Origin of the sequence: Sorangium sp. So ce281, assembly GCF_051527395.1 — a bacterium.
In the GTDB taxonomy this organism is placed as follows: domain Bacteria; phylum Myxococcota_A; class Polyangia; order Polyangiales; family Polyangiaceae; genus Sorangium; species Sorangium cellulosum_B.
Genome location: NZ_CP150322.1, coordinates 2232213 through 2247945, shown reverse-complemented (window position 1 = coordinate 2247945; position 15733 = coordinate 2232213). Strand labels below are relative to the sequence as shown.

The following is a 15733-nucleotide window of genomic DNA, read 5'->3' as shown; positions in this document are numbered from 1 at the left end:
TACGCCGAGACGCGGCGCCCGGTCGAGCCGGGTCAGGCCATCGTAACCGACGCCGCCGGCGCGACCGAACGGCGAAAGGCCGAGCATGCGCGAGCGCGGGAGGGCGCGCCAGGGCGCGCGCTCCCGCGATCGTGGTATGCGGGCGTCCATGGCAAGCAAGCTCGCCGGGCGGGTCGTTCTCATCACGGGCGCGTCGTCGGGGATCGGCGAGGCCCTCGCCCGGGAGGTCGCCCGGCGCGGCGGCCGGGTCGTCCTCGCGGCGCGGCGGGCCCAGCGGATCGAGGCGCTCGCGACGGAGATCCGGCGGTCCGGCGGCGAGGCGCTCGCGACCCCGTGCGACGTCACGCGCGACGGCGACGTGGAGCGCGCCGTCGCGCAGGCGAGCGATGCGTTCGGGCGGCTCGACATCGCCATCGCGAACGCCGGGTTCGGCGTGGCGGGGCGCGTCGAGGAGCTCGCGCTCGACGATTTCCGCCGGCAGTTCGAGACCAACGTGTTCGGCGCGCTGCGCACCGTGAAGGCCGCGCTGCCGGAGCTCAGGCGATCGCGCGGGGGCGTCGCGCTCGTCGGCAGCGTCTGCGGCTACCTCGCGATGCCCGCGGTGGGCGCCTACACGATGAGCAAGTTCGCGGTGCGCGCCCTCGCCGAGACGCTGCGCGCGGAGCTCCACGCCGAGGGCGTCGCGGTCACGCACGTCGCGCCGGGGTACGTGGCGAGCGAGATCCGCCAGATCGACAACGCGGGCAACCTGCACGAGGGCACCCCGGATCCCGTGCCGGGCTGGCTCGTCATGCCGGCGCAGACGGCGGCGCGACAGATCCTGGACGGCATCGCCGCGCGGCGCGCCGAGGTGATCGTCACCGCCCACGGCAAGCTCGGGGTGTCGCTCTCGAGGCACGCCCCGGGGCTCCTCCGCGCGACGGTGTCGAGGCTCCCGCGCAAGCGCCGCGTCAGCGAGCGCTGAGCCGGCGCGGCGCCGCCTACGGCGCGGCCTGCGCGAGCTCGCGCCGGACGAGCGCCTCCAGGGCGTCGATGAAGCGCGGCCGCGTGTTCACGGCCGGCGCCCGGGAGAGCCGCGCGAGGCCCGCCTCACGGGCGAGGACCTGCGCCTCCACGTCGAGATCGTAGAGGGTCTCGACGTGATCCGCGACGAAGCCGATCGGCGCGATCAGCGCCTCCCGCACGCCGCGCGCGGCGAGGCCGTCGAACGTCGACCGCAGATCCGGACCGAGCCAGGCGTCGCCGGTCATGCCCTGGCTCTGGAAGGCGACGAGCACCGGGTTCCCGCGGGCGGCGATGCGGCGCTCCACCTCGGCGGCCATCGCGCGGAACTGGCGCTCGTACGGATCTCCGGCGGCGATGATCCGCTGCGGGAGGCTGTGGGCCGAGAGGATCACCGCCGCCTTCGCCCGGCCCTCCTCGGGGACGCGCGCGAGCGCCTCGTCGATCACCTCGACGAAGGCGTCGATCAGCGCCGGCTCGAGCCCCCACGCGGGCACGCACCGGACCTCCATGCCGCCTTGCTCGGCGGCCGCGTCGCGGACGACGGCGTGGTAGACGTCGACGGACTGCGGCGCGAGCGGCAGCGAGACGACGCGCCTCACGCCGCTGCGGTGGAGCGCGCCGAGCACCTCGGCCGGGTACGGGTGCCAGAGGCGCCCGGCGATGGCGACCGGGAGACCGAGCCTCGCGGCGAGCGCGTCCGCCTGGGCCTGCGTGATGCGCATGAGCGGCGAGCCGCCGATCGCCTGGAAGCGGCGGCGGACCTCGTCGATCACCTCCGGCGGGGCCGGCCTGCCGCGGCGGATGTTGGTGACGAATGCGGGCAGATCGTCGAGCCGCTCGACGGTGCCGTGGCAGGTGAGGAGGACGGCGGTGGTCACGTCGCTACTCTACATCGGCGCCGCGCGGGCAGCCCTCGCCGGCGCGTGAGGGCGACGCCGCTCGCTGGCGCTGGCTCAGTCCGCGTCCCAGGCGACGACGACGCGATCGTGGCCGATGAGGCCGTTCTTCTTGCGGGCCAGGTGCTGCGCGACGACCCGATCGCCCGCCACGTAGACGCGCACCTCCGTGTACGCCAGCCCCTCGTCGGTCTCGATTCCGTCCAGGATCTCCGTCGAGTCGAGCTGGCGCTCCCAGCCCGAGATCGGATCGCGGAAGAGGTCGTTCTTGAGCCGCTCCAGGATCGCGGGCCTCCCGCTGGTGACGCTGGGGTGGGCCGGCGGATCGCGGCTGCTCACCTCCTCGATCACGGCGTCTTCTGCGTAGATCTGCGAGAGGGCCTCGATGTCCTTGCCCGTCAGGGCACGGCGGATCTCTGGGAGCAGTCCACCGTTCGCCCGCTGGGCCGAGGGTCGCGTCCGCGCCGAGCCTTCCATGCCCGCTTGCATGGGACGCAGCGGCGCAGGCGTCGAGCCCGTGCCAGGGCCGCGCGGCAACGGTAACGGTGATGAAGCGATGAAGCGATGAAGCGACGAAGCGCCGCGTCCCGGCGGCGACATCGGGCCGCGACGCGGCCGTGACGGATGGGACAGACGAGCGCTGAGCCCGGTGGGCGGCCCTCCTCCACATGGCCACCAGCCGAGATCGCGTGGCTGGCGGCGAGTTGCAGCGCCCGGACGGACGTGGTGGATAAGGAAGGTTATGACGCAGCGCCGCACGGTCGTGCTCGCCGATCTCCATCTCGTGCGCCAGACGCCGCGCGACGTGACCGCCGATCTTGCCCGGTTCGTGGAGGCCCACCGGGGGGCACGCATCGTGGTCGCGGGCGATCTGTTCGATCTCTCCTCCGAGTCGCCCTGGATGCCCCGGCCGCGTGCGCTGCGCGAGGCGCTGCTCGCGCACCCGATCGCGCGGGCGGCGCTCGCCGAGCACCTCGACCGCGGCGGCGAGCTCTGGCTGGCGGGTGGCAATCACGACGCCGAGGTCGGGGCGCCCGACTTCCCCGTGGCGCTGGCGGAGGCGCTCGAGGTGACCGGCGGGCCCCGGTCGCGGATCCGCACGACGCCCTGGTTCTTCCGCGAGGGGGCGATCCATCTGGAGCACGGCCACCTGTACGATCCGGACAACGCCCCGGCTCACCCGCTCGTGGTCGGCGAGCGCAGCCTCGGCGTTCACTTCGTCGAGGAGTTCATCGCGCCGACCGGCGCGCACCGCTACCTGCAGGCGAACGATCAGACGCCGCTGAGCTTGTTCCTCTCGGCGTTCACCTGGTACGGCCCTCGCGCGCCCTACGTCATCTACCGCTACTTCCACGCGGCGATCGGCGCGATGCTGAAGAGCGGCCCGCTCTACCGCGCGGGAGGCGAAACCACGGTGGGCGCCGCGGCCATGGAGCGCTTCGCGCACGAGCTCGGGGTGCCGCGCGCGATGGCAGACGCGCTCGTCGGGCTCGGGGCCACGCCGACCCTGGAGAGCGCGGCGCGCACGTTCACGCGGCTGTACTTCGATCGCGTGATCGCGACGCTGTCGATGGGCGCCGGGATCGCGGCGCTCGGGCTCGGCGCGCGGGGGACCGGCGCCGCGGCGCTCGGGCTCGGCGCGCTGCTGATGGGCGCGAGCTGGGCGAGCGGACACAACCGCTACGCCGGCACGGTCGCCGAGCGCCTGGCCGAGAGCGCCGGCCGCGTCGCGAGGACGACCGGCGCGAAGCTGGTCGTCTTCGGCCACACGCACCGCGAGGCGCTCGGCGACGGCTACGCGAACACCGGGAGCTTCTCGTTCCCTCGCGCCGCGCCCGGCCGGCCCTACGTGGAGATCGAGGGGCCGCCCGAAGCACCGCGCGCGATGACCCGCTTCTGGCGAGCCGTGGCGTGACCCCGAACCGCTAGAATCACCGCCGCTCTAGCTCCCGCTCGCGTGCGCGGTGAGCGCGCCCTCGACGAGGTCGAGCGCGAGCGGGACGTCGTCTTCCGGGATCGGCGCGCCGCCGAGCATCGCTGCCAGCAGCCGCTCCCTCGGCTCCGGCCGCAGCACGACAGGTCCGCCGCCGCAGGCCCGGCAGACGAGGCCGCCGCGCGCAGGATCGGCACAGGCCGACTGCGTCGTGTCGCAGGCGCGCCCGCAACGGACGCACTGCGTGAGCTCGAGGCCCCAGCCGAAAGCGACGAGCAGGCGCAGGCCGGTCTCCGCGAGCAGCGCCTGGGGAGGGGCCGTGGACACCTCGTCGAGGCGGTCGAGCAGCTGGTTCAGCTCGCGCCACGCCGCCTGCTCGGCGGTGTGCGCCGGCGCGATCTCCCGCACCCAGCGCAGCGCGCGCCCGGCCACCTCGAGGCGCCCGAGCTCCCCCGCGAGGCGCAGCCGCGGGCGCTCGATCGCCGCTTCCGTGAGCTGGGCGAGCTCCGCGCCCGGACGGATCTCCAGGGTCACGCGGAGCAGGTGCATCGGCTCGAGCGCCGGGAAGCGCTTGGTCGAGCGGCGCGCGCCGCGCGCCGTGGCAGAGATGAGCCCCCCCTGCTCGGTGAAGAGCCCGACCAGGAGGTCGGCTTCACCGAAAGGTACACGCCGGACCAGAAGCGCACCGGTCCGGAGGCGCTCCGTCCGCGGGCGAACCGATCGAGGCATGGCAGGTACCGGCGGTTATGGCGCGAACCGCGCGCGAGCGCCCGGCGAAAATTTGGCCCTCAGGACGAGAGGGAGATACGAGCCCTCGTGAACGTGCCCTCCGACAGCTCCGGCGGCATGTCGTGGCCGCGGGGCCTGAGCACGATGCTGAGCGCCAGCGTGAAGAGGATGAGCAGCAACACGAACGCGATCGCGACCCCGAAGCGCCTGCTCTGGGTGCGGCGCGCGGGCGCCGCGATGGGCAGCGGTGTGACCAGCGCGATCCGGCGGCTCGCCGTGTATCGGGCCAACACCTCCTCCATCGGGAGCGAGACCGCGCGAGCGTACGCCTTCAAGAACCCCCGGACGAACACCTCGCCGGGCAGGTCGTCGAAATGATCTGCCTCGATTCGTTCGATGGAGATCACCGGGATGCGCGTGGCGCGGGCGACTTCCTCCACGCTCATGGCTCGGGCCTCACGCGTGCGTCTCAGGTAGCGTCCGATCGACTCCATCCCATTCCACCCATCGTCATTCGGTCGTCACTCTACTCACCCTGAGAACCGTTGCTCAACCCCCTAGCGCACCCCGCGGTACTTCTCGGAGAGCGGCGCGCCGAGGCCCTATTGCAAGGTCTGTAACTGTGCAGCGCAGCGCTGCCCCACGGGCGTCGTCGCGTTGATCTCCCGGCACCGCTCGAGATCGGCGCGGGCGTCGTCCACGAGCCCTCTCTTCTCGGCGATGCGGGCGCGCGCGTCGAACGCGTCCTGCAGCCGAGTGCACTCCGGCTGGTCGGTCTCGACCGCCCTCGTCAGCGCCTCGCGCGCCAGATCGAGCTCGCCTCGCTTCTCATAGGCGAGGCCGAGCCGGTACTGCCCCACGCAGAAGAGCGGCTGCGCGGCGACCGCGCGGCGTAGCGCGTCGATCGCCTCGTCGTTCCTGCCCTTGAGCAGGTACGCCCAGCCCAGGTTGCCCCACGACTTCTCCGGCGAGGCGTACAGGATGTCCTCGGTCAGCGGCTTGAGCACCGCGATCGCCTCGTCGTAGCGCCGCTGATGCACGAGGATGACGCCCAGCGCGTTCTTCGCGTCCCGCATCTCCGGGTTCGCCTCGAGGGCCCGCCGCGCCATCTTCTCGGCGCTGTCGAAGCGGCAGTCGCTGGAGTGAGCATCACCCGCGCAGAAGCCGAGCAGGATCAAGGCGCCGAGATAGGACGCCTCGGCGTTGTCCTCGTCGTGCGAGAGCGCCTGCTCGACGTGCGCCAGCGCCTCGCGCAGGCGGCCGCGCTGGAACGAGTCGCGCGCGAGATCATATTCCGCGAGCGACCGCGCGTCGCTCGTCTGCGCCGAGGGCTGCGCGCCGCCGCCGCACGACGCGAGCGCGAGCGGCGCAACGGACATCAACGAGAACAGCGACCCCATCGACATGACAGCAGCCGCGCCGCGGATGCACCCCGCGCGGGTCGCTGCTGTCCTGTGTCGCTGCGAGGTCATGTGCGATCTTGAATCCGCTGCCGAACGATGCCGGGGCGCGGCACATTGTCAGGACGGGACTTCGCCTGCCCTGCGGGGAACCCTGAGTAAACCAGGCCGCTTGTCACGTCAACCTGCGAATCTCCACGGGAAGACGCGGCGCGTTCTCGGGATCCCGATTCGGCTTCCAGCAGGTGTCAGGTCGGCGTAGGATGGTGGCGTAGGCGGTTCCTGCTCATCACTGTTCGCCCCGGATCTCGTCCTTGAGACCCAGCAGGCCGAACAGCCTCCGCAGCGCTTCGATATCGGGGATCTCGAGGCGCTCGTCGGCGATGCGCAGGTACTGGCCCTCCCGGAGCTGCTGGACGGCGCGCTTCACCGTGTCGACGTCGAGGCCGACGCGGGTGGACAGCTCCATCGGCGAGATCGCGAACGAGGCGCCGTTCGAGGCGGCGCCGCCGGTGGCGCGCGACTGCTGCGCGAGCTTGAGGAGCGCGTTCACGACCTTCGACTGCGTGTCGGTGAGCATCATGATCTCGATCTGGTCCTCCGCGTCGCGGAGCCGACCGACGAGCTGCTTGATGATGCGCATCGCGACGGCCGGGTTGCGCTCGACGAGGTTCTGCAGCGTGCCCTGATCGAGCGCGAGCGCGACCCCGCGGGAGAGCGCGATCGCCGTCGACGAGCGCGCCGCGCCGCCGAGGAGCGCGGATTCGCCGAACAGATCGCCGGGCTTCAGGACCATCAGGCTGCGCTCGGCGCCGCGGACCTTCTTGATGAGCCGGACGCGCCCTTCCTCGAGGAGGTACGCCTCGGTCCCGGGCTCGCCCTCGCGGAAGATGACGTCGCCGGCCTCGAACGGGCGGCCGAACCGGGCGCGGAGCCGCTCGGGATCGGGCCCCGGCTCGGCCGACTCCACGGGGGCGGACAGGGCGGGCTCGTCGCGCGGCGCGGCGGGGACGGACGGAGAGCGAGCAGGCTCCGCTGCCGCGGCGGGCGGCGGAGCGCGCTCCGCGTCGCTGGGGCTCGAGGCCTCGCGCTCCGCGTCGGGTGCGACGCCGTCCCCTTCAGGCGAGCTGATCATCGGGGCGGAGTGTATCCCAGCTCGGCCGGCTTCGCGTCCGGCGCGCGCACATAGAGCGGCTCCAGGAGCGCCGGATCATGCAGAGCCGCCGCTGCCCCGCGCTCGCCGCCCGCGGCGGCCGCCCGGAGCCGATCGATCGCGAGGCGCCCGATCCACGTCGCGTCCGGGAAATCCAGGGCGTCGCCCCGCGCGGCGAGCGGCCGGAGCGCCTCGATCTCCTCGGCGACGGCGCCGACGACGACGATGCGGCGCCCCGCGGCGAGCTCGGCCACGACGTCGAACGCCGCGTCGCGCGGCAGGTGGCGCGGGGGGAGCGAAGGCGCCGCCGCGGGCCCGTCGAAGGCGGCCAGGAAGACCTCGCCCTTCTTGGCGTCGATCAGCGGGACCAGGAGATCGCCGGGGCTCGCCGCGCCGGCGGCGAAGGCGGCGGCGGCCATCGCCTCGAGCGAGGTGACGCCGGCGACCGGGACGTCCAGCGCCAGCGCGACGCCCTTGGCCGCCGCGACCGCCACCCGGACCCCGGTGAACGAGCCGGGCCCCACGTCGCAGCCGAGCGCCTGCACCGCCGCGGCCGGTAGGCCTGCCGCAGCGAGGACCTCGTCGACGGCTCCGAAGATGCGCTCTGCGTGCCCGTGCAGGTCGGCGTAGGTCGTCGCCGCGAGCAGCCGCGCGCCGGCCGCCGGCGCCGCGGCGAGGCCGGCGGTGGAGAGCGCGCCGCCCCGCGACGCCGCCGCCTCGGCGTGCAGGTCCACGTCCGCTGCGTCGAAGAGGGCGGCGCTGCCGCGCGGGGTCGAGGTCGAGAGGGCGAGGAGCTTCAAGGCGCGCTCGGGAACGTTGCAGCCGCGATGCTGTCTGGCAGAACCTCGGGCCAAGGGCAACGAGCTTCGGCGAGGCGCTGGGGCCGCGGCGCGTCCGACGGGACCGAAGGGGGTGCGAGCCGATGCGCGATCAACGAGCGATGGTGCCGGCGCTCCTCGTATCGGCGATCGTCCATCTGGGCGCGTGGAGCTCGGCGCGGCTCGGGCCGGAGGTGCCCGCCAGCGATCCCGCCGAGCCAGCGGCGGAGCGCGAGCCGATCGATCTCTGGACCGGGCTCACGGCCGCGCTGCCGGGCAGCGGCGGCGCGGCGCGCCCGAGCGACGCTCGCGGCGGGCGCGACGAGGCCGGCGAGCGCGGCGAGCCGACGAGCATGCCAGCGGCGCGCGCTCCGGCCGATGCCAGCCGGCCCACGGCGCCTGCAGAGCGCCCTGCAGAGGCCAGCGGCGCGCCGGCGCCGCCCGTGGCGGCCGCGCCGCGCGGCCAGGCAACGCCTCGGCCGAAGGCGACGCCCCGGCCCAAGGCGACGCCCCGGCCCGCAGAGCGACGCCGGGAGCCCGCGGCGAACGGGGAAGCCGGCGCACCGGCGCGCTCCGCCGCCGCGCGGGCGAGCGCCGGCGCCGGAGAGGACGGCGAGGGCGACTTCGGGGCGGCCGGCGTCAGCGCTGTGCGCAACCTCGGGCGCGCCTTCACGAGGGCCATCCCGCCCGCGTGCCAGGCGGATCCGATCTGGGCGACGCTCCCGCCCGGAAGCGCGGGGAAGGCGCGCTTCGTGATCGACATCGACGACGCCGGGCACATCGCGACGTGGCGTCCGGAGCCCGGAGGGGAAGAGCCCGCGCGACACCTGAGCAACCTGGCGAAGCGGACGCTCGCGCTGCTCGGCGGCGGGACGTTCGCGGTGGCGCGGGGCGCCGTGACGGCAGGGAAGCAGACGCTGGAGGTGAGCGCCGTCGTCCGCGTCGGCGAAGGCGCGGGGGAGACAGGCGCCCCTGCCGATCTGGCGTGGCGCTTCGAAGGGGGGCGCGGCAAGGCGTCGTTCGTCCAGCCCGGCGGTCGCCTGGTGGAGGTCGTCGTCCAGGTGGTGCGCACGGAGGCCGCGCGAGGCGCGCCTCCTGGCTGAGCGGCCAGCGGGCCGCGTGCGCCGCCTCGTCCGGCCCACGGAGCAGCTCGGCCGCGGCGCGGAGCGCTCTCCAGCGGCCGGTCCTTGCGCGCTTGCGGTCGCGCCTCGAGGCTCTACGTCCGGCCCGTGGGACGGCTCCGCGCTGCCGCATGGGCGTGTGTCGGGTTCCTCGGGACCGCGCCGCTCGCTGCCTGCGACGACCGGGCAGCCGCGCTCTCGCCCCCGCCATCGCACCGCGGCGCGGCGAGCGCGCCGTGCTCGGTCCTGCGCGCGGAATCGCCGCCCGAGCCGCCGGCCGCCCGCGGCGCGATGACCCTGCCTGCGCTCATCGAGCAGGTGCGGCCGGCGGTGGTGACCATCACCACCCTGCGCGCGCCCTCGTTTCCAGACGGGCGCGCGGGCCCGGCGCTCCCGTTCGGGGACCGTGTGCAGCGGGTGGAGCGGGCGATCGGATCCGGGTTCGTGATCGCCGAAGAAGGGCTCGTGCTGACGAGCGATCACGTGATCGGCGACGCGTTCGGCATCGAGGTGCAGCTCTCGGACGAGCGCGCCTTCGAGGCGACCGTGGTCGGGCGGGATCCGACGCTCGACGTGGCGCTGTTGAAGCTGCTCGGAGCGGGGTCGCTGCGGGTCGCCTCCCTCGGATCGAGCGCGCCGGTCCGGCCTGGCGACGGCGTCATCGTGATCGGGAGCCCGTTCGGGCTCGGACCGACGGTGACCCGGGGCATCATCAGCGCGACGTCGAGGCCCATGGGCACGGGGAACCTCGACGGCTTCCTCCAGACCGACGCCGCCATCAACCCGGGAAACAGCGGCGGGCCGCTCTTCGACGCCACGGGGCAGGTGATCGGCATCGCGACGGCGATCCACGCCGATGGCCGCGGCATCAGCTTCGCCCTGCCGATCGACGAGGTGCTCGAGATCCTGCCCGAGCTGCGGGAGACGGGCCGCGTGGACCGGGGGCGCATCGGGATCAGCTTCCAGGAGGTGACCTCGCAGCTCGCGCGGGTGCTCCGGCTGCCGGGGCGGATGGGCGCGCTGATCACGGAGGTCGAGCCGGAGGGCCCCGGATCGCGGCTGGGCTTCAGGCCGGGCGACGTGATCACGTCGGTCGAGGGGCGCCGCGTCGAGCACGCGCGCGAGCTCGCGCGCATGCTCCGGCGAGCCAAGCCGGGAGACGAGGTGGAGCTGATCTACAAGCGCGACGGCGTCGACCGGCGCGCGACGATGAAGCTCGATCCGTCGGCCCCCGGCGAGCCGTCGTCGAGCTGGCGCGCGCAGGAAGATCGCGCGCCGAGGGACGCCCAGCAGCCGCCGTTCGGCGTGCTGGCGAGCGACGCCCTGGGAGGAGCGCGCATCGAGTCGATCGCGCCTCGGAGCCCTGCGGCTGGCCGCCTCGAGGTGGGCGACGTGGTGCTCGACCTGAACGGCGCGCCGGTGCGGGGCGGCGCCGACCTGACCGCGCGCCTGGGGGCGGCACGCCAGGATCTCCTGTTGCGGGTACGGCGCCACGGGGCGCCCCGCTACCTCACGGTCCCGGCGCGCTGAGCGGGCGTCGCTCCAGCGACCTCGGTCCAGCGCGCCGAGCGCGGGCGACACACGCGCCGAGCGCTGGCCACACGCCCGCCGAGCGCGGGCCCACGGCTCACCGAGCGCGGGCTACATGCCCGCAATGGACGCTGCTACGTTACGCCGCATGGGAGCTTTGGCAGGCGCGAGGTGCCCGATTTGCCGCAAGTCGGCGGGGCCCAGGCCCGAGAACCCGGCCTTTCCGTTCTGCTCGCCCCAGTGCAAGCTGGTGGACCTCGGCCGCTGGCTCGACGGTGGCTACCGGGTGCCTGGCCCGCCCGTTTCATCGACAGGGGACGCCGAGGCCCTGGAAGCGAAGGCACGAACCGACGGGCTCGACGGGAACATCCAGGAAGAGGACGAATGATCGCTCGTCGCGCGCTTTGCTTGCTCACCGTTCTCACGTCGGCCTCCATCACGTCCGCGGCCCTGGCACAGCAGGGGCAGCCGCTCCCGGGGACCTCGCCGAGCGCCGGCGCCGCGGCCGCGCAGCCGAACCCGTACGATCCATCGATGCAGGCCGGAGGCCTGGCGCCGCCCCCGCCGATGACGACGCCCGAGCCGGAGCCCGCCGCCCCCGACGGCACGGAGCAGCGCCTCGACGAGGCCAAGGAGCGGGACTCGGGGCGCGGCCTCGAGATCGTCTGGCTGAACGTCGAGGGAGGCTACGAGAACGTCGGCCTCCAGACGTTCAACATCGACGAGGACGACTTCACGGCCGGCTTCGTTTCGAGCGCGGCCAACGGGGGCGTCATCGGCGCGGGGGCCGGCGTCCGGCTCCTGTACTTCACGCTGGGCGCCCGCGGACGGGTCGGGTTCTTCAGCGACTGGCAGCTCTTCACCCTGGGCGGCGAGGTCGGCATGCACCTGCCGCTCGGGAAGCTCGATCCGCACGTCGATCTGGGCTTCGGCTACGCCGGCCTCGGCAGCGTCAAGAGCGCGGTGAGCGGCGCGGCCGACGCCATCGCGATCCGCGGCTTCTACGGAAGGGTCTCCGGTGGGCTCGACCTCTACCTGTCGCCGGTCTTCTCGATCGGCGCGAACGCGAGCTGGGAGCTCCTGGCGCTGACCAGGCCGGGGCTCTCCTCGGCCGCGATCGAAGGGATCAAGGGCGGAGCCGCCGCGCCTCAGCAAGCCAAGGCCGATCTGCTCGCGGCCGAGGGCTCCAGCGTGGGCTCGGCGCTCGCCCTGACCGCGGTCGCCGGGCTCCACTTCTAGCCGCAGCGAAGCCAGCTCCGCCGCCCCGCCCCTCGCGCCCATGAACGCCGCCGCCGCGCTCCTCTGGCTCGCCACCGTCGCAGCGCCGCTCGGAGGGCTGGCCGCGCTCCTCGTCTGGTCGCAGCGCCTCTATGGGAGGCGCCGGTTCGCGGTGGGGACGGCGCTGCTCGGCGCGCTCGCGTTCGTGCCGGCGCTGCTCATCGAGACGTTCCTCCAGCGCTGGCAAGGCCTCGACAAATCCGCCAGCGCGCTCGACGCCGTCACGCTCGTCTACATCTTCGTGGTCACGGCGCCGCTGGAGCAGGGCCTCAAGGTGGCGGCCGTCGCGCCGATCGCGCGGCTGCGCGCCGTGGAGGAGCCGTTCGATGGGCTCGTGTACGCGGCCGCCGCGGCGCTCGGGTTCGTGTCGGCCCACAACGCGGTGTACCTGTGGGGCCGGCCGCTGGAGCCGCTCGACATCGCGCGGGCCCTCCTCGCCGTGCCGGCGCACCTCTTCTTCGCCTCGCTCTGGGGCTACGCGCTGGGCCGCGAGCGCACGCGGCCGCTGGGCGGCCGTCGCTTCAACGCCGCGTGGCTCGGCGCGATGGTGCTCAACGGCGCCTACGACTACATCGTCTTTGCGTGCCGCCCGGTCGCGCTCGTCATCGCGGCGCCGGTGCTCCTCGGCGCCGGCCTCGTGACCTTCGTCGCCGCCCGCGACCTGCTCCGCCGAGGCGCGTCGCCGCACGGCTCGCAGCGCAAGGAGCGCCGCTTCCTTCCGCGCATCGCTCCGCCGTCGCTCGGAACGTTGCGTGAGGCGCTCAGGCGCACCGAGCGACCGGTGACGCTCACGTGGATCGCCTTCGGCGCGCTCGTCACGGTCGGGGTGATGACGACCGCGCTCGCGATCGCGATCGCGCTCGGCCACCGCTTCGGCGTCGACTTCGCGGCGGTGGACCGGGGCGACGCCTCGGCCGCCGCGGCGGCGCCGCTCCTCTTGCTCGTCGCAGCGGCGATCGCCGCTTTCCCCTTGGCTGGCTATCTCGTCGCCCGGGCCTCGTCGACGGGCAGCGTCCTTGAGCCGGCCGCCTCGGCGGCGCTCGCCATCCTGGGCTCTCTGGTGCTGCTCGGCCTCGCGGCCCCCGTCGCGGTCGTGTTCGCGGCCGCGCTCGCCCCCATCGCCTTCAGCCTCGCGTGCGCGGGCGCCTGGATCGGCACGACGCGCTGAGCGCGGCGCAGGCTCGCGCCCGGCGCCAGAAACCCTGCCAGCTCGCCGGGCGTCCGCGCCGTTACGCGGTCGCCGCCTTCGCCGCCGGCTGGTGCTTGGCCACCTCGTCCTGGAACCTGCGGAGCAGCTCCTGCGCTGCGGGCGACAGGTTCCGCGGCACCTCGACCTGGATGACCACCTGGAGCGCTCCGCGGCCGCGACCGTCGATCCGGGGCGCGCCCTTGCCCTTGACCGAGATCACCTCGCCGGGCTGCACGCCCGCCGGGACCTCGACGTCGACGACCGTGTCGTCCGGCAGGTCGATCTTGACCGTGCTGCCGAGCGCCGCGTCGGCGAAGGAGATGGGCGCCCGCGTGATGAGGTCGAGCCCGTCGCGCTCGAAGCGCTCGTCCGCGGCGAGATCGACGTCGACGTACAGATCGCCGGGCGGCGCGCCCTGGGCGCCCGGCATGCCCTGGCCCGGCACCCTGAGCCGCTGGCCGCCGTCGATGCCGGCCGGGAAATTGACGACGACCTTCCGCGTCTTCTCGACCGCGCCGAACCCCTTGCAGGTGGCGCACGGCGTCTTGATGACCGACCCCTCGCCCGAGCATTCAGGGCACGTCTGGGTGAACATCACGAACCCGCGCGAGGTCGAGACCTGCCCGGCGCCGCCGCACGTACCGCACGGCTTGCGTTTCGTCCCTGGCTTCGCCCCCGAGCCGGAGCAGTCGTCGCACGCCACCGGCGTCCGCAGGACGACCTCCCGCTTGCAGCCGAGCAAGGCGTCCCGCAGCGAGAGCCGCTGCTGGACCCGGATGTCCTGGCCGCGCGCGGGCCCGCGCCGCCGGCGCTGCCCGCCGCCGAAGCCGCCGAAGAACTCCGAGAAGATGTCCTGGAAGTGGGAGAAGATGTCGCCGTCGGCCGCGCCGCCGATCCCCTCGAGGCCGGCGTGCCCGAACTGGTCGTACCGGCTGCGCTTCTCCTCATCGGAGAGGACCTGGTACGCCTCGGTGGCCTCTTTGAAGCGGGCCTCCGCCGACGCATCGCCGGGGTTCCGGTCCGGATGGTTCTTCAACGCAGCCTGACGATAGGCCTTGCGAATGTCGTCAGGCGTCGCGTCTCGCGCGAGGCCAAGAACTTCGTAGAAGTCGCGCTTTTCACTCATGAATCGTGGACCGCCGCGTCGATCCTGCCCGACAGCGGGCACAGGCGCCGGCTGACCATAAGTCGTCGTGCGCGCCTGTCAACGCGTAATACAGCGTGAACGCCCGCGGTGGCTGAGCACCGGGAGCTCTGCCGCGCGGGCTGCGGCGCTGCTACTGGCCCCGGCGCTGGAACGCAGGCGTGTCCCAGTCGGAGTCGAGCGGGGGGACGAAGCTCGCGCGGTCGCGCGGGCTGCCGCCTGCCGCCTGGACCTGCGGCGCGGGCCGGCGGGTGGTCGGATACGCGACCTCCTCGTGCCGGTGCGGCTGGCGCTGCGTCATGGGCATGGGAGGAGCGCTCGGGGCGGAGCGGCCCGACATCGGCCCGGCCGCCGCGGCCAGCGACGCTCCGATGGAGTGCGCGGTGGCGCGCGACTGCGCGGCGCTCGCGAGCTGCTGCGGGACCTCGGCGACGAGGTGGTCGAAGCCGGTCGCGATGACCGTGACCTTGATCATCTCGCCCATGTTCTCGTCGATGGTCGCGCCGAAGATGATGTTCGCGTCCTCGTGCGCCTGCTCCTGCACGAGCGTCGCGGCCTCCTCGATCTCGCGCATCCGCATGTCGGGGCCGCCGACGATGTTGATGAGCACGCCGGTCGCGCCCTCGACCGAGATGTCGTCGAGCAGCGGCGAGCTGACGGCCATCTCGGCGGCGAGGCGAGCGCGGCCCTGCCCCTTCGCGCAGCCGGTGCCCATGAGCGCGCGGCCCATGTTCGACATCACCGTCTTCACGTCCGCGAAGTCGACGTTCACGATCCCGTTCTGCGTGATGAGATCGCTGATGCCCTTGATCGCCTGATAGAGCACCTCGTCCGCCTTGCGGAACGCCTCGACGAACGAGAGGTCCTCGTCGCCCAGCGAGAGGAGCTTCTGGTTCGGGATCGTGATGAGCGTGTCGACGTGCTCCGCGAGCATCGCGAGCCCGAGCTCGGCGCGGCGCGAGCGCTGCTTGCCCTCGAAGAAGAACGGCTTCGTCACGACGCCGACGGTGAGGCAGCCCTCCTCGCGCGCGAGCTGCGCGATGACCGGCGCGGCGCCCGTGCCCGTACCGCCGCCCATCCCCGCGGTGACGAACACCATGTCGGCGCCCTGGATGCACTCCTTGACGCGCGTCACGTCCTCGAGCGCCGCCTTGCGGCCCTTCTCGGGATCGGCGCCCGCGCCGAGACCGCGCGTGACGCTCGCCCCGATGTGGAGCTTGGTCGGGGCGAGGCTCGATCCGAGCGCCTGGGCGTCGGTGTTGACGACGATGAACTCCACGCCCTCGAGGCCGAAGTTGATCATCGTGTTGACTGCATTGCCGCCAGAACCGCCACAACCGATGACCTTGATCCGGGCGTCGTACCCGGTGTGCTCGTCGGCAAACTCGATGGAGAAACTCATGAACTCCTCCCGGGGAAGTACAGCTAGCCGCTCGGCCCGGCGCCGACCCCTACGGAGGTCGAGCGGCGCGGAACCCTCAGTGCGCGAGGACGTCCTCGCTCCGGACGGCATTCGGAGGGGCGCCTCTTCCCCTTC

Annotated in this window: 16 protein-coding genes; 7 read left to right on the top strand and 9 right to left on the bottom strand. The window is 73.6% G+C overall.

The window, feature by feature from the left end; translation table 11 throughout:
* Positions 1–148 precede the first annotated feature (148 nt).
* Positions 149–964, top strand: coding sequence for an SDR family oxidoreductase (locus WMF27_RS08520; protein WP_437769415.1), 816 nt, complete (start codon positions 149–151; stop codon positions 962–964).
* Positions 965–980: 16 nt separating this feature from the next.
* Here WMF27_RS08520 and hemH read toward each other — a convergent pair whose 3' ends face one another.
* Both hemH and WMF27_RS08510 read right to left on the bottom strand, forming a co-directional pair.
* Positions 981–1883, bottom strand: a complete 903-nt coding sequence (gene hemH, locus WMF27_RS08515; RefSeq protein ID WP_437769416.1) for a ferrochelatase — start codon at positions 1881–1883, stop codon at positions 981–983.
* Between the two features lie 75 nt (positions 1884–1958).
* Positions 1959–2378: a hypothetical protein gene (locus WMF27_RS08510; protein ID WP_437769417.1), complete on the bottom strand. Its 420-nt coding sequence runs from the start codon at positions 2376–2378 to the stop codon at positions 1959–1961.
* A gap of 265 nt (positions 2379–2643) precedes the next feature.
* Between WMF27_RS08510 and WMF27_RS08505 the strand changes: the two genes are divergently transcribed.
* Positions 2644–3816 carry a hypothetical protein gene (locus WMF27_RS08505; RefSeq protein ID WP_437769418.1) on the top strand — a complete coding sequence of 391 codons (1173 nt, stop codon included), beginning with the start codon at positions 2644–2646 and terminating at the stop codon, positions 3814–3816.
* A 27-nt stretch (positions 3817–3843) separates the two neighbouring features.
* Here WMF27_RS08505 and recO read toward each other — a convergent pair whose 3' ends face one another.
* The 5 genes from recO to tsaB all read right to left on the bottom strand — a co-directional run bounded on the left by recO (position 3844) and on the right by tsaB (position 7916).
* A complete protein-coding gene (recO, locus tag WMF27_RS08500) occupies positions 3844–4563 on the bottom strand; it encodes a DNA repair protein RecO (RefSeq protein ID WP_437769419.1) in 720 nt (239 codons plus the stop codon).
* Positions 4564–4622: 59 nt separating this feature from the next.
* Entirely contained in the window at positions 4623–5057 is a 435-nt protein-coding gene (locus WMF27_RS08495; protein ID WP_437769420.1) for a helix-turn-helix domain-containing protein, read from the bottom strand.
* A 108-nt stretch (positions 5058–5165) separates the two neighbouring features.
* The gene (locus WMF27_RS08490; RefSeq protein ID WP_437769421.1) at positions 5166–6035 is read right to left on the bottom strand and encodes a tetratricopeptide repeat protein; all 870 of its coding nucleotides are present in this window, start codon (positions 6033–6035) and stop codon (positions 5166–5168) included.
* A 217-nt stretch (positions 6036–6252) separates the two neighbouring features.
* Entirely contained in the window at positions 6253–7098 is an 846-nt protein-coding gene (locus WMF27_RS08485; protein WP_437769422.1) for a Crp/Fnr family transcriptional regulator, read from the bottom strand.
* Complete coding sequence (gene tsaB, locus WMF27_RS08480; RefSeq protein WP_437769423.1) at positions 7095–7916, bottom strand: tRNA (adenosine(37)-N6)-threonylcarbamoyltransferase complex dimerization subunit type 1 TsaB; 822 nt, start codon at positions 7914–7916, stop codon at positions 7095–7097. Before tsaB ends, WMF27_RS08485 begins: the two co-directional genes overlap by 4 nt.
* A gap of 122 nt (positions 7917–8038) precedes the next feature.
* Here tsaB and WMF27_RS08475 point away from each other — a divergent pair, with 122 nt between their 5' ends.
* The 5 genes from WMF27_RS08475 (at position 8039) to WMF27_RS08455 (ending at position 13031) form a co-directional block, all read left to right on the top strand.
* On the top strand, positions 8039–9037 hold the full coding sequence (locus WMF27_RS08475; protein WP_437769424.1) for a hypothetical protein: 999 nt from the start codon (positions 8039–8041) through the stop codon (positions 9035–9037).
* A gap of 126 nt (positions 9038–9163) precedes the next feature.
* Positions 9164–10585, top strand: coding sequence for a trypsin-like peptidase domain-containing protein (locus tag WMF27_RS08470; protein WP_437769425.1), 1422 nt, complete (start codon positions 9164–9166; stop codon positions 10583–10585).
* A gap of 148 nt (positions 10586–10733) precedes the next feature.
* A complete protein-coding gene (locus tag WMF27_RS08465) occupies positions 10734–10973 on the top strand; it encodes a DNA gyrase inhibitor YacG (RefSeq protein WP_437769426.1) in 240 nt (79 codons plus the stop codon).
* Positions 10970–11824 carry a hypothetical protein gene (locus WMF27_RS08460; protein WP_437769427.1) on the top strand — a complete coding sequence of 285 codons (855 nt, stop codon included), beginning with the start codon at positions 10970–10972 and terminating at the stop codon, positions 11822–11824. Before WMF27_RS08465 ends, WMF27_RS08460 begins: the two co-directional genes overlap by 4 nt.
* A 40-nt stretch (positions 11825–11864) precedes the next feature.
* Positions 11865–13031, top strand: coding sequence for a PrsW family intramembrane metalloprotease (locus WMF27_RS08455; protein ID WP_437769428.1), 1167 nt, complete (start codon positions 11865–11867; stop codon positions 13029–13031).
* Between the two features lie 61 nt (positions 13032–13092).
* Here the strand turns inward: WMF27_RS08455 and dnaJ are convergent, their stop codons facing one another.
* The gene (dnaJ, locus tag WMF27_RS08450) at positions 13093–14178 is read right to left on the bottom strand and encodes a molecular chaperone DnaJ (RefSeq protein ID WP_437769429.1); all 1086 of its coding nucleotides are present in this window, start codon (positions 14176–14178) and stop codon (positions 13093–13095) included.
* A gap of 151 nt (positions 14179–14329) precedes the next feature.
* A complete protein-coding gene (gene ftsZ / locus WMF27_RS08445) occupies positions 14330–15598 on the bottom strand; it encodes a cell division protein FtsZ (RefSeq protein WP_437769430.1) in 1269 nt (422 codons plus the stop codon).
* Positions 15599–15733 lie beyond the last annotated feature (135 nt).

Coding starts and splice junctions, on each gene's coding strand:
- WMF27_RS08505 (WP_437769418.1), top strand. CDS start 2,644: ATGACGCAGCGCCGCACGGTCGTGCTCGCCGATCTCCATCTCGTGCGC.
- ftsZ (WP_437769430.1), bottom strand. CDS start 15,598: ATGAGTTTCTCCATCGAGTTTGCCGACGAGCACACCGGGTACGACGCC.
- recO (WP_437769419.1), bottom strand. CDS start 4,563: ATGCCTCGATCGGTTCGCCCGCGGACGGAGCGCCTCCGGACCGGTGCG.
- WMF27_RS08490 (WP_437769421.1), bottom strand. CDS start 6,035: ATGACCTCGCAGCGACACAGGACAGCAGCGACCCGCGCGGGGTGCATC.
- WMF27_RS08520 (WP_437769415.1), top strand. CDS start 149: ATGGCAAGCAAGCTCGCCGGGCGGGTCGTTCTCATCACGGGCGCGTCG.
- WMF27_RS08485 (WP_437769422.1), bottom strand. CDS start 7,098: ATGATCAGCTCGCCTGAAGGGGACGGCGTCGCACCCGACGCGGAGCGC.
- WMF27_RS08455 (WP_437769428.1), top strand. CDS start 11,865: ATGAACGCCGCCGCCGCGCTCCTCTGGCTCGCCACCGTCGCAGCGCCG.
- WMF27_RS08460 (WP_437769427.1), top strand. CDS start 10,970: ATGATCGCTCGTCGCGCGCTTTGCTTGCTCACCGTTCTCACGTCGGCC.
- WMF27_RS08475 (WP_437769424.1), top strand. CDS start 8,039: ATGCGCGATCAACGAGCGATGGTGCCGGCGCTCCTCGTATCGGCGATC.
- WMF27_RS08495 (WP_437769420.1), bottom strand. CDS start 5,057: ATGGAGTCGATCGGACGCTACCTGAGACGCACGCGTGAGGCCCGAGCC.
- WMF27_RS08465 (WP_437769426.1), top strand. CDS start 10,734: ATGGGAGCTTTGGCAGGCGCGAGGTGCCCGATTTGCCGCAAGTCGGCG.
- WMF27_RS08510 (WP_437769417.1), bottom strand. CDS start 2,378: ATGGAAGGCTCGGCGCGGACGCGACCCTCGGCCCAGCGGGCGAACGGT.
- dnaJ (WP_437769429.1), bottom strand. CDS start 14,178: ATGAGTGAAAAGCGCGACTTCTACGAAGTTCTTGGCCTCGCGCGAGAC.